This is a genomic window from Mycobacterium sp. NGS35, assembly GCF_059812855.1.
Genome location: NZ_JCALDL010000001.1, coordinates 624826 through 640296 on the forward strand (window position 1 = coordinate 624826; position 15471 = coordinate 640296).

Here is a 15471-nt window from a genome sequence, read left to right on the forward strand (position 1 = left end):
ACACCTGGACTCATGTACGGTCTTGTGGCGCGGGCCACATGAATCGCTTTCTGCTTCAAAGGGATTCGGATGGTCACGAACATATGACTTTCAAAGATTTGCATCTTCTATGCATTCGGTCTGATCGCTTGATCCGCCTGAACCGCGCAAATACGTTGCGTAGCAAGTCTTTAACGACCCTTCCCTGCTACGAGCGGAGCAAACCATTCACACCGTGAAAGTGACGGAGCCGCAAGCCGCCGTCACCAACAAAGAACCGACGCGACTCGACCGGCTTCGGCCGATCCTGCGCTACGACGTGCCGGCGTCGCTGGTGGTGTTCCTCGTCGCCCTGCCACTTTCGCTCGGCATCGCCGTCGCATCAGATGCCCCGGTGTTGGCCGGGATCATCGCAGCCATCGTCGGCGGCATCGTCGTCGGCGTTCTGGGCGGCTCGCCGCTGCAGGTCAGCGGCCCGGCCGCGGGATTGACCGTCGTCGTCGCGGGCCTGGTCGCCGAATTCGGCTGGGCCGTCACCTGCGCCATCACGGTGGCCGCCGGCGTGTGCCAAGTTCTGCTGGGCCTGAGCCGAGTGGCCCGCGCAGCGCTCGCGATCTCCCCCGTGGTGGTCCACGCGATGTTGGCCGGCATCGGGATCACGATCGCGCTTCAGCAGGTGCATGTGCTGCTGGGCGGCAGCTCGCAGTCGTCGGCCTGGACCAACGTGGTCGAGCTACCGGGCCAGCTGCTCAACGTCAACCCAGCCGAGGTGTTCATCGGTCTGCTGGTGATCGGGACGCTGGTGGCGTGGCGATGGGTGCCGGGGTGGCTGGGCAAGGTGCCGGGGCCGCTGGTGGCGGTCGTGGGCGCGACTGTCATTTCGGTGGTGTTCGCGTTCGACGTCGAGCGGATCAAGCTCGACGGTTCGCTCGTCGATGCGCTGTCGCTGCCGAGTCTGCCGGACGGCCAGTGGGGCGCGTTCGCGGTCGGTGTGCTGACGATGACGCTGATCGCGTCTGTCGAGAGCCTGTTGTGCGCGGTGGCCGTGGACCGCATCGGCGGCACCAGCACAAACTTCAACCGGGAGATGATCGGTCAGGGTGCGGCCAACATCGCCTCCGGCACGCTGGGCGGTTTGCCGGTCACCGGGGTGATCGTGCGCAGCTCGACGAACGTCGCCGCAGGCGCTCGCACCCGGGCCTCGGCGATCCTGCACGGGGTGTGGGTGCTGCTGTTCGCGCTGCCATTCGTGGGCCTGGCCGAGCAGATCCCGCTGTCGGCGCTGGCAGGACTCCTGGTGGTCATCGGCATTCAGCTGGTCAAGTGGGCGCACATTGAAACAGCCTTGCGCACAGGCGATCTCGCTGTCTACGTCGTGACGATCCTCGGTGTCATCTTCCTCAACTTGCTGGAGGGCGTGCTGATCGGGCTCGCGCTGACGATCGTGCTCACGGTGTGGCGGGTGGTGCGGGCGCAGATCCACGCCGAGCAGATCGGCGACAACGAGTGGCGGGTGTCCATCGACGGCTCGTGCAGTTTCCTGTCGCTACCGCGCCTGACCGCAGTGCTGGCCTCGATTCCACGAGGCACTGCGGTCGACGTCGAGCTGTCGGTGGACTTCATCGACCGCGCGGTCTACGAGACGATCGAGGAGTGGCAGAAGCGCCACTGCGAGGCCGGCGGCACCGTGCGCGTGCACGACGTCGGCGCCGTCGACGTCTCCGACGCGGTGGCCGGGCCGCCGGCTCGCGGGTTCACGCCCATCGACAAGAGATCCGGTGTGGCGCCGTGGAGTTCATGGCAGCCGTCCAGTTCCAACGGCAACCGTAACGGTGCTCGTCCGGTGTTGCACGGGCTGGCCGTGTACCACCGCCGCACCGCGCCGTACCTTCGCCCGCACATGCGCGAGCTCGCCCACGCGCAACGGCCCGAGACGTTGTTCATCACGTGCACCGACTCGCGGATCGTGCCGAACGTCATCACCAGCAGCGGCCCAGGTGACTTGTTCACCGTCCGCAACGTCGGCAACCTCGTGCCCGCCGGGCGCCTGGACCCCTCGATCGAAGCGGCGATCGCGTTCGCGGTGGACAAGCTGCACGTGTCGTCGATCGTGGTCTGCGGTCACTCGAGTTGCGGCGCGATGAATGCGCTTCTGCCGCACGATATTTCGGAATCGCACCCGGACGACGAACCACTGCGCGCGTGGCTGCAGCACGGCCAACCCACGCTGGCCGCGTTCGCCGACGGCCGTCATCCCGTCGCACAGTCTGCGGCCGCCGCCGGCTTCGACACCGTCGACCAGCTCAGCATGGTCAACGTCGCGGTACAGGTGCAAACGCTGTCGGAGCATCCGGTGGTCAGCCGCGCGCGAGAAGAGCGCAATGTCAACGTGATCGGGCTGTTCTACGACATCCCCAGTGCCGGTGTGCTGAGGGTGACGCCGACGGGTGTGGAGGCGCTCGCCGACGCGGGCGTCAACGGCCACTGAGCCGCTCGCTGACGTCGACCCCGACCGTCTTGCCGTCGTGTCGGTGGTCGGTCATGTTGCGGCACTCGCCGGACACCTGCACCGAACCGCGCGCGATGTTGCCGGAGGCATGGCAGATGACCGCCATCACCGCCGGGGTGTGGACGGACTCCCCGAACGGGCACTTGCCCGGTGGCGGCCCCTCCGTCCAGCCGTTCTCTACCAGCGCCCGCGCGATCCGGCGGAAGTAGCCGGCAGGGTCGGCTCCCGCTGGTATCGCGAAGCTCATCTCGACATGGCCGCGATACGGTGGGCGGCCCTGGTCGTTGCACGACTCGAACGTGAACGCACCGGTGACGTCAGTCAGGCTGGCCACCCGCACGATCTCGCGGGCGGCGTTGAGCACCTGGGTCATCGCCTGCTCGTCGCTCAGCGGTTCTGTCATGACGCGTCCTCCCTGCCCCGCCCGGCTTCCGGATCGATGTAGGCCGGCACGCCCGGGATGCGAGTGTCGATGTGTGGCAACCGAATCGGGCCGATCCACGGCAGCGTGATCTGACTCGGCGTGCTGATATGCGGCTGGCGTCGTCCTTTCGCCAGCAGATTGTCGCGTGCCAGCGCATCGGGGTGGCCGGTCACGATGTGCACCATGCTGCGCAGCGCCTCGCCGCCCAAGTCGTAATAGTGCGAATGGTTGCGAAAGCTCAGCCCGTCACCGCCGGGCACCTCGGCGTGGAACCGGATCGCACCGAATCCGTCGCCCGCGGGATCGGTACCCAGGCCCGCATATCTGCCGAACGGATAGCCGAGCGCCTCGTTCAACTCGTTGGGGACACCGCCCGCCTCACCGAGCCAGCTGATCGGATCCGATGACGCCGAGCCGACGTATACGCGACCATTGATGTGAAAGTCGCTGGCGCTGTGCGCCAAGTCCGTTCCGGGACAACCGAGCAGGATCACGTCGTCGGCATGAGCACCGCTGCCGGCAAATGCGTCGGCGACAGTCGTCGCCCCGTACGAGTGACCCAGCACAGTCACATGAGCCGGGGCGCCCACGTGGGTAGCAGCCAGTCCGTTGACGTCTTGCGCCAGGCGCGCACCCCCTTGACGAGCCAGCCACGGTGACGCCACGCGGGCGTCGTCGTAGCCGTCGGGGGTGTCGTAACCCATCCAGGCGATCACCGACAGGTCGTCGTCAGGGTGGGCGGCCTTCGACTGGTCGTAGAGGTTGATCGCGTCGTTGTGGCCGCCGTGCAGCCAGCCGCTGGCGACGCTGCTGCCCGCACCCGGCACGATCACCGCGATGTCCTCGGCGCGATCCGGATCGCCGATCGCGATCGCCGCGCGGCCCTGCCCGCCGAACGCCAAGGGCTCGTACGCCCACAGCAGCACCGGGCGCGGATTGCCAGGGTCCGCTCCCCTGTCATGGTCGAGGCCCATGGTGACCTGTTCGGCGTTGCGGTGCCGGGCGTCGTCGTCGGGCCGATTGAGGTCGTCGGCCAGGACCGCGCGGTTGATCTGGTCGCGAACCTGTGCGGGAACGCCGTTGAGATTGCCCAACTCTGGTGGATGCGCAGCGATCAGTTGATCCTGCTGGTCGCGACTCAGCGAGTTCCACCAAGCGGACACCTCGTCGGCGTTGGCGCCGGGCGGCGGCTGGGTCATCGCCGACGCAGCACCATCACGTTATCGGTGAGCACGGCGGGTTCGCCGTCGGGACTGACAGTTTGGCGTTCGACGGCTTCGACCCTGACCCGGTCCCAGTGCTTTTCGTCGAGTTCCAGAGACTCGACCACCTCGTCGGCGGTCGGGAACTGGTGGTCGTGCATCTTCGACGCCCACGGCGGGGCGGCGGCATGATCCACAATGAGCAAGGTGCCGCCGGGCTTGACCGCCTGAGCCGCGCGGCGCAACAACGACACCCGGTCCATCGGAGTCCGAGAATGCAAGAACTGGGCCGACACCAAGTCGAACTCGCCATCCGGGAAACTCTCGGTGAGGTCGCGTCGCTGAAAGTCAATGCGGGTCTTGATATTTCGTGCTTCAGCATCAGCCATGGCCCGATCCAGCGCTGTGGTCGAAATGTCCACCGCCGTTACCTGCCAACCCTGTTCGGCCAACCAAATCGCGTCGGCGCCCTCTCCGCAACCCAGGTCGAGTGCACGTCCGGGCGTCATGACCTCGGCCACCTCGGCCAGCCGGACGTTGACCCGACCGCTCCACACTCGGTCGCGTTCGCCGTAGAGCTCCTCCCACGCGCGCTCTGCTTCACTTATCGCCATACCGACCACCTTGCCACGCTGCGTAGCCCGCTGGCCCGCACAAGTGAGGCCTGCGTCACACTTGTCGGGTGACCGTCAGTGAGTACGCCGACGTGGTGATCGTCGGCGCCGGCATTTCCGGCATCGGCGCCGCCTACCGGATTCAGCAGCGAAACCCCGAGATCCGCTACGTGATCTTGGAGCGGCGCGCGAACATCGGCGGGACCTGGGACCTGTTCCGCTACCCCGGTATCCGCTCTGACAGCAGCATTTTCACGCTCAGCTTCCCGTGGGAGCCGTGGCCGCGGCGCGAGGGCATCGCCGACGGCGACCACATCCGCCAATACCTGATCGACAGCGCCCGAAAGCACGGCATCTACGAGCACATCCGGTTCAACAGCTACGTGCGTAGCGCCGACTGGGACTCCGCGACGCACACGTGGACGGTGTGCCTCGACGACGGGACGACGTACCGGTCGCGGTTCGTGTTCTTCGCCACCGGCTACTACAAGTACGACGAGGGCTACATCCCCGACTTTCCTGGAATGGCGCAGTTCACCGGCGACATCGTGCATCCACAGCACTGGCCACAAAACCTCGACTACACCGACAAGACGCTGGTGGTGATCGGCAGCGGCGCGACCGCCGTGTCGATGATTCCCGCGTTGGCCGAACGTGCCCGTCGGGTCGTGATGCTGCAGCGCACACCGAGCTACATCGGGACGTTTCCGCGGATCGATTCGTTGACCGAGGTTATGCGAAAGATTCTTCCTCCCAAAGCTTTTCACACTGTGGTCCGGTTCCGGATGGCGGTGCAGGAGGCCATCGGCTGGTTCCTGGCGCGCAAGACGCCCGAGTTCATGAAGTTCCTGTTCCGGCGCATGCAGAGCAAGCGGCTGCCCGCCGGCTACGACATCGGCACCCATTTCACGCCGCCGTATCAGCCGTGGGATCAGCGGATCTGCCTCGCCGCCGACGGCGATCTCTTCGAGGCGATCAACGCCGGGCGGGTGGAGGTGGTGACCGACCAGGTCGACCACTTCGACACCAACGGCATCACGCTGAGGTCGGGACGCCACCTCGACGCAGACGTGGTGGTGACGGCGACCGGCATGGATCTGCAGGCGCTGGGCGGGGTGGCGCTGAGCATCGACGGCACCGAGATCAAGCCGCAAGACCGCTTCGTCTACAAGGCGCACATGCTGCAAGACGTCCCGAACCTGTTCTGGTGCATCGGCTATGTGAACGCGTCGTGGACCCTACGGGCGGACATGACCGCACGCGCGACGGCCAAGCTGATCGCGTACATGCGCGACCACGGCTATACGTCGGCCTACCCGCATCTGCAGCGGGAGCCGATGACCGAGAAGCTGACGTGGGACATCGCCGCCGGCTACGTCCTTCGCAACCTGCACGCGCTGCCGAAATCGGGTACCAAGCGGCCGTGGAACGTGCGGCAGAACTACTTCGTCGACGCAATCGACCACCGGTTCGACAGGATCACGGAGTCGATGGTGTTCGACAGCGCCTAGCCCACGGAGTTGACGACGAAATCAGCCTTGTGCCTTGTGTTTTCGATGCGCCGGGCGTTCGCTTCGTCGACCTCTCTCACCCATCTCTCGGCCTGCTCGGGTGACTTGCCGAACGCGATGTGCCGATCGACGAGGCGGCGGTGGCGCTCGTCGTACCGCAGGTCGAGGTACCACACCTCGGTGAGGCGGGCTCGGATCGACGGCCATGGTGGTGCGTCGTCAAGCAGGTAATTGCCTTCGGTGACGACCAGCCGCGCGGAGGGCGGTACCGGGATGCTGGCCGCGACGGGTTGTTCGATCTGGCGGTCGAACGCCGGCGCGTAGACCACGTGCGGCGGCTCGGCTGCGATCCGTTCCAACAGCGCAAGGTAGCCGTGCGCGTCGAAGGTGTCGACGGCTCCCTTGCGCTCGAGGCGTCGCAGGCGGGCCAGCTCGACGTCGGCGAGGTGGAACCCGTCCATGGGCACCTGCACTGCGTCGGCGAAGTGCGCGACGAGTTCGGCGGCCAAGGTCGACTTGCCGGCCCCGGGCGGGCCGGTGATGCCGAGGATCACGCGACGGCCGCGGCCGAGCAACACGTCGACTCGCCCAGCGAGTTCGCGCGACAGCACACGGCAAGTGTGCCGTCCTGAATAAGGTGACATCCATGACACCTGCTCGCCGCGAACCCCGCGTCGTCGTGCTCGGTGGCGGATCGTGGGGCACCACCGTCGCGTCCATCGCCTCCCGTCGGGCCGAGACGCTGCAGTGGGTGCGTTCACCCGAGACCGCCGAGGACATCAACGAACGCCACCGCAATCTGCGCTATCTGGGCGACGAAGTGGAACTGAGCCCAACCCTGAAGGCCACCACTGACTTCGAGAAAGCCGCAGACTCTGCCGACGTCGTGGTGATGGCCGTGCCGTCGCACAGCTTCCGCGACGTGCTGAAAGAGCTGCAGGCGTACCTGCGGCCGTGGGTGCCCATCGTGTCGCTGGTCAAGGGGCTCGAGCAGGGCACCAGTCTGCGGATGTCGCAGATCGTCGCCGAGGTGATGCCCGGGCATCCCGCTGGGATTCTGGCCGGGCCGAACATCGCCCGCGAGGTGGCGCAAGGCTATGCGGCGGCTGCGGTGATGGCGATGCCCGATCAGCAGTTGTCCACGCGGCTGGCCCAGATGTTCCGCACTCAGCGGTTCCGCGTGTACACCACCGACGACGTGCTGGGCGTCGAGATGTGTGGCGCGTTGAAGAACGTGTATGCGATTGCGACGGGCATGGGATATTCGCTGGGCATCGGGGAGAACACCCGCGCGCTGGTGATCGCGCGGGCGCTGCGGGAGATGACCAAGCTGGGTGTCGCGATGGGCGGGCAGCCGGAGACGTTCCCGGGGCTGGCGGGTCTGGGCGATCTGATCGTGACGTGCACGAGCCCGCGTAGCCGCAACCGCCACGTCGGCGAGCAGATCGGGGCGGGCAAGCCGATCGACGAGATCCTGGCGTCGATGGATCAAGTCGCCGAGGGCGTCAAGGCCGCCAGCGTGATCATGGAGCTGGCCGAGCGGTACGGCGTGCACATGCCGATCGCGCGCGAAGTCGACGGCGTGATCAACCACGGCCGCACGGTGGAGGACGCGTATCGCGGGCTGGCCGCGGAGACGCCGGGACACGAGATCCACGGCGCGGGGTTTTGAGGTCTTGGCCCTACCGGGCGAAGCTGCCTGACGGACTCAGCACGAACCCGTGCTGCACGGCGTTGTTCACGCATACCGTGGCACCCGCTGCGTCGATCGCACAGCTGACATCGCGGTAGCTGATCCGGGTCTGCGGGGGCAGCGGCTTGGGCGCGCCCGCCGCCGCAAACAGTGGTGCCGCACTGTTGGCGAACGTGGGTTCTTCTGCGCCGACGCCGCTCACCAAGTTTGCCCCGTTCGGTGCAGCCGGGATCGGTCCGCTGCAGCCGTACGCGTTGCGCGTCTTGTCGAGCACGCACGTCAGACCGTTCGGTGTGCCGAATGCGTACCAGGCGCCGTCCAACACCGAAAACTCCGCCGGAGAAATCGGCGGATAGACGTTGATGTTCGGCAGCGTCCCCTCGTCGGCTCCCGCGACGGCCGTCGTCACCACCACCACTGCTGCGACGGCACCGGCGAGACCGCTCAGCATCTTGCTCAGCACGGAATCACCCCTAAGCGCTCGTGCCGCCCGCCGCGGGCGCACGCACCACGACCGGTACCGCCGGGAAATAGCCGGCCATCTCGGTGCGCGCCTTGCGCAGCGCCGCTGTGCCGTAGCCCTTCTTGCGGTGCTCAGGATGAATCCACACGCGCACGTTCACTTCGTGGTTGGCGAGTTCGCCGAACACCATGCCGACCTTCTCGGTTCCCGCGACCGCCACCAACCACACGGCGTCCTCGCTGTCGATGCGTCCCAGCCCCGAGGTGATCTCGTCGTCAAGAGAGCCGGCCGGGCCGCCGGAGCCATCCCCGGCCACATGCATGTCGTCGGTGCGCGCCGAGAAGATGTCGCGGTCTGCCTCGCCGAGGAACGGCCGCAAGGTCAACCCCTCACCGGTGCTGGCCGGGCGGTCTCCGAGCGTGAACGTCAACTGCTTGTTCAGATCCTCGAGCTCGGCGGCGATGCGCCGGCGCGAATCCTTGGTGAACTTGTCGAACGACATCCCGATGACCGCTTCGGCGCCAAGCCGTGACGTGCCCAGCAGCTTGGCGATGACCTCGACGGCGTCGTCGCGATTCTCGGCGTCCACGATCGCATCGGCCACCTCGTGGCGGCGCTCGAGCGCGTTGACCAGGGCATCGGCGATTTCACGTCGGGCAGCGGCGCGGTCATGGTCAGTCATGCCATGAGCGTAGTTCAGTACATCCCTCGAGCCATGTCCTCCAGCCGCGCAATCCGCTCCGCGATCGGCGGGTGCGTCGAGAACAAGCCCACGAACCGCTCACCGGCCCGGAACGGGCTGGCGATCATCAGGTGTGCCTCGCTGGCGAGCTTCGGCTCCGGCGGCAGCGGCGCCTGCTGCACCCCGGCCGAAATCTTGCGCAACGCCGACGCCAGTGCCAGCGGATCGCCCGTCAGTTCCGCACCCGACTGGTCGGCCTGATACTCCCGCGACCTAGACACCGCCATCTGCACGACCGTCGCCGCAATCGGACCCAGCAGCGAAACCAGAAGCAGCGCAAAGGGATTGGCGTTGCCGTCCCGCCCGCCGAACCAGCTCATCAACACCGCCAGGTTCGCCAGCCCGGTGATCACCGCCGCGAGCGCACCGGCCACACATGAGATCAGGATGTCCCGGTTGTAGACGTGCGACAGTTCGTGGCCGAGCACCGCACGCAGCTCACGTTCGTTGAGGATCGCCAGGATGCCGGTGGTGCAACACACCGCCGCGTTGCGCGGATTGCGGCCTGTGGCAAAGGCATTCGGGTTGGCGGTGTCGCTGATGTACAACCGCGGCATCGGCTGGTGCGCCACCGTCGCCAACTCGCGGACGATCTTGTACATCGTCGGCTCTTGCAGCTCGGTGACCGGCTGCGCATGCATCGCCCGTAGCGCCAGCTTGTCGCTGTTGAAATACACCCACACGTTCATGCCGACCGCGAACAGGACCGCCAACAACATGATCCCGCGGCCGAACAGCGACCCGACGAACACGATCAGCGCCGACATCAGCCCGAGAAGCAGCACCGTCTTGATGCTGTTGCCCCACCGGTGCCCGACCATCACTCACTCCTCCTGGACGCAAACGGATCGTTAGGAGAACGCTGAGCGATGAGGCTGGGTTCCGTCAACCGTGACGCGAGATCGTGTACTCGACGAGGGTCGCCAAGGCATCGCGCCCCGCGCCCGGCGGCAGCCCGGCCAACTCGTCGCGGGCTTGGGCCGCATACCGGGCGACCGTGGCCTTTGCTTTCGCCATGCCCGACGACGCCCGCAGCAACGCCAACGCCTCCGCGACGTGCGCGTCGTCCATGGGTCCCGCCAGCAACTCGCGCAGCCGCTGCGCGTCCGGTCCGCTTTCCTGCAGCGCGTAGAGCACCGGCAGCGTGTGCACGCCCTCCCGCAGGTCGGTGCCGGGCGTCTTCCCGGACTCGTCGGAGTCGCTGGCGATGTCGATGATGTCGTCGGAGATCTGAAACGCGGTGCCGACGATCCCGCCCAGCCGGCTCAGCCGCTGCACATTGTCGTCGGACGCGCCCGAGAACGTCGCACCGAGCTGCCCGGACGCCGCGATCAACGACCCCGTCTTCTCGTGCACCACACGTAGGTAGTGTTCGACGGAATCGACGTGCTGCGCGGCCCCGCGGGTCTCTCGCATTTGGCCCGTGACCAGCTCGGCGAATGTCTCGGCGATCACCCGCACCGCGTCGGGGCCCAGTCGGCTGACCAGCCGCGAGGCGGTCGCGAACAAGTAATCGCCGGCCAGGATCGCGATGTTGTTGCTCCAGCGAGCGTTAGCGCTCGGGGCACCGCGGCGCACCTGCGCCTCGTCCATGACGTCGTCGTGGTACAGCGTCGCCAGATGCACCAACTCGATCACCGAACCGGCGACGGTCACCTGCCACGCGTCCGGGTTGGGGCCCAGTTGCGCGGCGAGCACCGTGAACAGCGGGCGGAAGCGCTTGCCGCCGGCCTCGAAAAGATGCAGCACCGCGTCGCGGATAATTTCGTCGCCCTTGCCGAGTTCCTCGCTGATCAGCGTTTCGATGCGGGCCACACCGTCACGGACACTGGCGGCAAAAGCCGGGTCTCCGAATTCGACGCCCGCCACCACGGTCGCTGGTGTCCTCACCCGTCCAACATACTGGTGAACATGCACGACCGCGGACGCGAGGAGCGCAATGGCGCGAGCGCGGACGTGGTCGTCGTCGGCGCCGGTCCGGCCGGCTCCGCCGCGGCGGCGTGGGCCGCGCGAGCCGGTCGCGATGTACTGGTAATCGACGCCGTCGAGTTCCCCCGCGACAAGCCGTGCGGCGACGGCCTGACACCGCGCGCCGTCGCCGAGTTGCGTCGTTTGGGCCTGGGCGACTGGCTCGACACCCGCATCAAACACCGTGGGCTGCGGCTGGCCGGGTTCGGCGGCGAGGTGGAGATCGACTGGCCAGGTCCGTCGTTTCCGGCGTACGGGTCTGCGGTGCCGCGGACCGAGCTCGACGAGCGGGTGCGCCAGGTGGCCGTCGACGCCGGATGCCGGATGTTGTTGGGCTCCAAAATCGTTGCAGCAGAACGAGATTCGCGAGGCCGCGTGGTGTCGTTGACGACGCGCTCGGGGTCGTCGGTGGCGTGCCGGCAACTGATCGTCGCCGACGGTGCACGGTCGCCGCTGGGGCGGGCGCTGGGTCGTGAGTGGCATCAGCAAACCGTCTACGGGGTGGCGGTGCGGGGATACCTGTCCACACCGCGCGCCGACGACCCCTGGCTCTCCTCGAATCTCGAGCTGCGGTCGCGTTCCGGCGAGCTGCTGCCGGGCTACGGCTGGATCTTCCCGCTGGGCAACGGCGAAGTGAACATCGGCGTCGGCGCGCTGGCGACCGCCAAGCGGCCGGCCGATGTGGCGCTGCGGACGCTGATCGGCCACTACGCCGACCAGCGTCGCGACGACTGGGAGTTCGACGGGCCGCCGCGCGCGGTGTCGTCGGCCCTGCTGCCGATGGGAGGCGCGGTCAGTGGAGTGGCCGGGCCGAATTGGATGCTGATCGGCGATGCCGCCGCCGGGGTCAACCCGCTCAACGGCGAGGGCATCGACTACGGGCTGGAGATGGGCAGATTCGCCGCGGACATGCTCGGCAGCGGCGACTTGTCGCTGGCATGGCCTGCGCTGCTGCAAGCGCACTATGCCAAGGCGTTCTCGATTGCGCGGCGGTTGGCGTGGTTGCTGACGGTGCCGTGGCTGTTACCCAGCGTCGGGCCGTTCGCGATGCGGTCGGTGACGTTCATGCAGATGGTGGTCCGTGTGATGGGCAACCTGGTGACCGACGACGACGTCGACCGAGTCGCACGGTTGTGGCGGCGGCTGGGCAGCGGCTCACGCTGGGTGGACCGCCGCCCGCCGTTCTCGTAAGCCGATGCGCGTACCGCGTTTTCTCCCCGCGAGCGTGCACTGCGGTACAGACCGGACCGGCGTGTCGGGGTACAGACACGCACGCTCGCGCAGAATCAAAAAGTGGGCTTGATCGCCGCGTGCAGGGCCACAATGCCGCCCGTGAGATTGCGCCACCGCACCTGCGACCACCCATTGCGCTCGATGCGGCGGGCCAGCTCGGCCTGGTCGGGCCAAGCCCGGATCGACTCCGCGAGGTAGACGTACGCATCCGGGTTCGACGACACCGCGCGCGCCACCCGGGGCAGCGCCTGCATCAGGTATTCCTTGTAGACCGTGCCGAACAGGCGGTTCGTCGGCGTCGAGAACTCACACACCACCAGCCGTCCGCCGGGCTTGGTCACCCGCGCCATTTCGCGCAGCGCTGCCTCGTGGTCGACGACGTTGCGCAGCCCGAAACTGATGGTCACCGCGTCGAACGCCTGGTCTGCGAACGGCAGCCGCGTCGCGTCGCCGGCCACTTTCGGCACCGGCCGCGCCCGGCCCGCCGACAGCATGCCCACCGAGAAGTCCGCGGCGACGCACCACGCTCCCGAGCGCGCCAGCTCGCAGGTGGACACCGCGGTGCCGGCCGCAAGATCGAGGACGTCGTCACCATTTCCGACACTCAGCGCCTGCCGCGTCGCGCGGCGCCAGAAGCGGTCACGACCCAGCGACAGCACGGTGTTGGTGAGGTCGTAGCGACGCGCGACCGCATCGAACATCGACGCGACCTCGTGCGGATCCTTGTCCAGCGTCGCGCGTCCCACCCGGCCGAAGCTATCAGGCGGCGGCGGCCCGGCCGATCCCTCGGACGGCCTGATAGTGGGCCAGCAACTGGTCGCAAATCACCGGCCAGGTGCGCTGCAGCACGCTGCGCCGGGCCGCCGGTGCGTAGAGCGACCGCGCTTGCACCACATGAGCCACCGCCCCGGGCAGGTGCTGCTCGAACTCCGCGACCTCCAGCAGCAGCCCTGTGCGGCCCGGGCTGACCAGATCTCGCGGACCCCCGGAGTTCGGCGCCACCACCGGCACGCCCGAAGCCAGCGCCTCCTGCACCGCTTGACAAAACGTCTCGTGCTCTCCGGGGTGCACGAACACGTCCATGCTGGCGTACGCGCGCGCGAGCTCGGCACCGTACAGGGCGCCGGTGAAAACTGCTGTGGGAAGCATTTTTTCGAGCCTGGCGCGGTCGACTCCGGCGCCGACGATCACCACCTGCACATCGTCGTTGTGCGCCAGCACGCGCAGACGTTCGACGTGCTTCTCCGGCGCCAGCCTGCCGACGAACCCGACGATCGGCTTGCCGGCCGGCGACCACATGCGCCGTAAGTGCTCGTCGCGCGCGGACGGCGCGAAGCCGGCGATGTCCACTCCCCGTGCCCACAGATGAAGACGCGGAATACGCTGTGCAGCAAGCATTTCCATCGTCGCTGACGACGGCGCCAACGTGCGGTCAGCGTGCCGGTGAAGATGGCGAAACCAGGCCCACGCCGCCCGGTGCGCCACCCCGATGCCGTAGCTCTTCGCGAAACCCGGGACGTCGGTCTGGAAGACCGCGATCGTCGGTACCTTCAGCATGCGCGCGGCCTGCAGGCCGCCGTATCCGAGCAGTGCCGGAGAGGCGAGGTGGACCACGTCGGGCGCGAAGTCGCGCAATATGCCGAGCATTCGTGGCATGGGAACACCTAAGGGAAGCGAGGTGATCCGGGGAAACATGCGCGACGGCATCCGATGGACCGGCACACCGTCGTGCTCTACCGCAGCAGGCTGTTCGCCTAACGGATTGTCCGGCGCGATGACGATCGCGTCATGACCGGTGCGGTTCAGATGCTCCAAGACCCGCAGCACCGAGTTGGAGACGCCGTTGACGTTGGGCAGGAAGGATTCCGCGACAATGGCCACTCTCACGCCGAGAGCGTGTCACCGGCGCCTTTCCCGGCGGTTGCGGACAGGAATACGACACACGAAATTCAGGCGCCCCGACGAATTCTTAACATTTAGTTATCCAGTTGGCCGCAAATTCAGGTACCGTCAGCCGGAATGCTGAAAGCTGACGCGCCCGGGGGGCGGATGGTAAACGGGTGGGATGATCCGGATTGCGCTGCTCGCCTCCGGGGAAAATTGACCAATGCTGTCGCGAGCATGCTCCGGTTGGGCATCAACCACAGTGACGCGGCTCGTATGCAGTGGCAGGGCGTCGCGCAAAAGTATCGGGACCGGTGGGCTCAGGGCGACGTCGACGGAATCATGCCGGTGCTGTCGGATCTGTTGATCTGGGTACGGCAGTCCAATATTGACGTGTCGAGAAATTCTGATGTGGTCGCGCTGTTCAACGATCCGGGATTTCGCAGCCTGCGCACGCGTATTCCGGCGATCAACAAAGATCCGAAGATGCTCGACATGTTCCGCCGGCTCGCCGGCGCGGGAGCTGTCGACTAGCCGAGTTCGGCTTTCAGCAGTTGCCCGAGTTGGACAGCTACGGTCGGATATGCGCTGGCTCAAGCTGGCCGCGGTCGTCGGTGTCCTGCTCGTGACTGCGGGCTGCGCCCGGGCGATCGACGGCTCGCCACTGGCGCCAGCCGGCACGCACCCCGCGGCCACCGTGCTGATCACCGGTGACGGGTACGGCATCCAACTCGGCAGGCCGGTGGCACGGGTGTCGTTGGAGATCTTCCTCGAACCGCAGTGCGCGCTGTGCGCGCGCATGCAGATGTTCCAGGGCGGTGAGATCGCCGACCACATCGACAGCGGCGACCTCTTGGTGACGTACCGGCCGGTGACGATCTTCGACACCACGCCAGCGGGCTATTCGCACCGCGTGAGCAACGCGCTGTTCATCGCTGCGGACGCCGATCTGGCAGCGGCAGCGTTCCAGGGCTTCGTCCAGCAGCTGTATTGGGACGCCGACCCGTCAGGCGACAACCGCTATCTGGCCGGCGTGGCCGAACGGGCACGGTTGCCGCAGAGCACGATCGACCACATCGCCGCGGGCGATCCCGCCGTCGACACTATTGCGATGGACGCCGCGAACCAGAAGCTGCTCAAGGAGATTCGCCACGCCGTGGTGATCCCGACGGTCTATGACTCCAACACTCACAAGGTCGTCGACACCGCCGACAACGACTGGCTGAAGCGGCTGGTGGGCAACCGCTAG

The 15471-nt window shown here is 67.1% G+C and carries 16 protein-coding genes; 6 read left to right on the forward strand and 10 right to left on the reverse strand.

The annotated features are described in order from the left end of the window. The first annotated feature begins 214 nt into the window (after positions 1–214). A complete protein-coding gene (locus tag AC5Y4C_RS03125) occupies positions 215–2467 on the forward strand; it encodes a SulP family inorganic anion transporter (protein ID WP_499963379.1) in 2253 nt (750 codons plus the stop codon). On the opposite strand, the gene AC5Y4C_RS03130 is transcribed toward AC5Y4C_RS03125, so the two are convergent. From AC5Y4C_RS03130 to AC5Y4C_RS03140, 3 genes are read right to left on the reverse strand one after another with little or no spacing between them, the layout of a single operon-like run. Then, a complete protein-coding gene (locus tag AC5Y4C_RS03130) occupies positions 2454–2891 on the reverse strand; it encodes a lipoprotein LppJ family protein (protein WP_499963381.1) in 438 nt (145 codons plus the stop codon). The genes AC5Y4C_RS03125 and AC5Y4C_RS03130 overlap by 14 nt on opposite strands. After that, positions 2888–4111, reverse strand: coding sequence for an alpha/beta hydrolase (locus AC5Y4C_RS03135; RefSeq protein ID WP_500007979.1), 1224 nt, complete (start codon positions 4109–4111; stop codon positions 2888–2890). Before AC5Y4C_RS03135 ends, AC5Y4C_RS03130 begins: the two co-directional genes overlap by 4 nt. Next, a complete protein-coding gene (locus AC5Y4C_RS03140; RefSeq protein WP_499905938.1) occupies positions 4108–4728 on the reverse strand; it encodes a class I SAM-dependent methyltransferase in 621 nt (206 codons plus the stop codon). Before AC5Y4C_RS03140 ends, AC5Y4C_RS03135 begins: the two co-directional genes overlap by 4 nt. A gap of 68 nt (positions 4729–4796) precedes the next feature. Between AC5Y4C_RS03140 and AC5Y4C_RS03145 the strand changes: the two genes are divergently transcribed. Beyond that, complete coding sequence (locus tag AC5Y4C_RS03145; protein WP_499963383.1) at positions 4797–6239, forward strand: flavin-containing monooxygenase; 1443 nt, start codon at positions 4797–4799, stop codon at positions 6237–6239. Here AC5Y4C_RS03145 and AC5Y4C_RS03150 read toward each other — a convergent pair. Beyond that, entirely contained in the window at positions 6236–6850 is a 615-nt protein-coding gene (locus tag AC5Y4C_RS03150) for a nucleoside/nucleotide kinase family protein (protein ID WP_499963385.1), read from the reverse strand. The genes AC5Y4C_RS03145 and AC5Y4C_RS03150 overlap by 4 nt on opposite strands. Before the next feature lie 35 nt (positions 6851–6885). On the opposite strand from AC5Y4C_RS03150, the gene AC5Y4C_RS03155 reads away from it, so the two are divergent. Continuing rightward, positions 6886–7911, forward strand: coding sequence for an NAD(P)H-dependent glycerol-3-phosphate dehydrogenase (locus AC5Y4C_RS03155; RefSeq protein WP_499905929.1), 1026 nt, complete (start codon positions 6886–6888; stop codon positions 7909–7911). A gap of 10 nt (positions 7912–7921) precedes the next feature. On the opposite strand, the gene AC5Y4C_RS03160 is transcribed toward AC5Y4C_RS03155, so the two are convergent. From AC5Y4C_RS03160 to grcC1, 4 genes are all read right to left on the reverse strand, one after another. Further along, positions 7922–8395: a hypothetical protein gene (locus AC5Y4C_RS03160; RefSeq protein ID WP_499963387.1), complete on the reverse strand. Its 474-nt coding sequence runs from the start codon at positions 8393–8395 to the stop codon at positions 7922–7924. Positions 8396–8405: 10 nt separating this feature from the next. Beyond that, on the reverse strand, positions 8406–9077 hold the full coding sequence (locus AC5Y4C_RS03165; RefSeq protein ID WP_499905922.1) for a GNAT family N-acetyltransferase: 672 nt from the start codon (positions 9075–9077) through the stop codon (positions 8406–8408). A 14-nt stretch (positions 9078–9091) separates the two neighbouring features. Continuing rightward, positions 9092–9958, reverse strand: coding sequence for a zinc metalloprotease HtpX (gene htpX, locus AC5Y4C_RS03170; protein WP_499905920.1), 867 nt, complete (start codon positions 9956–9958; stop codon positions 9092–9094). A gap of 64 nt (positions 9959–10022) precedes the next feature. After that, positions 10023–11027, reverse strand: a complete 1005-nt coding sequence (gene grcC1 / locus AC5Y4C_RS03175) for a nonaprenyl/(2E,6E)-farnesyl/geranylgeranyl diphosphat synthase (protein ID WP_499905917.1) — start codon at positions 11025–11027, stop codon at positions 10023–10025. Positions 11028–11048: 21 nt separating this feature from the next. On the opposite strand from grcC1, the gene menJ reads away from it, so the two are divergent. Further along, positions 11049–12296 (forward strand): menaquinone reductase MenJ, encoded by a 1248-nt coding sequence (menJ, locus tag AC5Y4C_RS03180; RefSeq protein ID WP_499963389.1) that lies wholly within the window; start codon positions 11049–11051, stop codon positions 12294–12296. 95 nt (positions 12297–12391) lie between these two features. Here menJ and AC5Y4C_RS03185 read toward each other — a convergent pair whose 3' ends face one another. Together AC5Y4C_RS03185 and AC5Y4C_RS03190 are read right to left on the reverse strand one after the other, a co-directional pair. Further along, positions 12392–13084, reverse strand: a complete 693-nt coding sequence (locus AC5Y4C_RS03185; RefSeq protein ID WP_499963391.1) for a demethylmenaquinone methyltransferase — start codon at positions 13082–13084, stop codon at positions 12392–12394. 13 nt (positions 13085–13097) lie between these two features. Then, positions 13098–14225 (reverse strand): glycosyltransferase family 4 protein, encoded by a 1128-nt coding sequence (locus AC5Y4C_RS03190; RefSeq protein ID WP_499963393.1) that lies wholly within the window; start codon positions 14223–14225, stop codon positions 13098–13100. A 132-nt stretch (positions 14226–14357) separates the two neighbouring features. On the opposite strand from AC5Y4C_RS03190, the gene AC5Y4C_RS03195 reads away from it, so the two are divergent. Together AC5Y4C_RS03195 and AC5Y4C_RS03200 are read left to right on the forward strand one after the other, a co-directional pair. Next, entirely contained in the window at positions 14358–14756 is a 399-nt protein-coding gene (locus tag AC5Y4C_RS03195; RefSeq protein ID WP_499905908.1) for a hypothetical protein, read from the forward strand. 49 nt (positions 14757–14805) lie between these two features. Next, complete coding sequence (locus AC5Y4C_RS03200; RefSeq protein WP_499963395.1) at positions 14806–15471, forward strand: thioredoxin domain-containing protein; 666 nt, start codon at positions 14806–14808, stop codon at positions 15469–15471.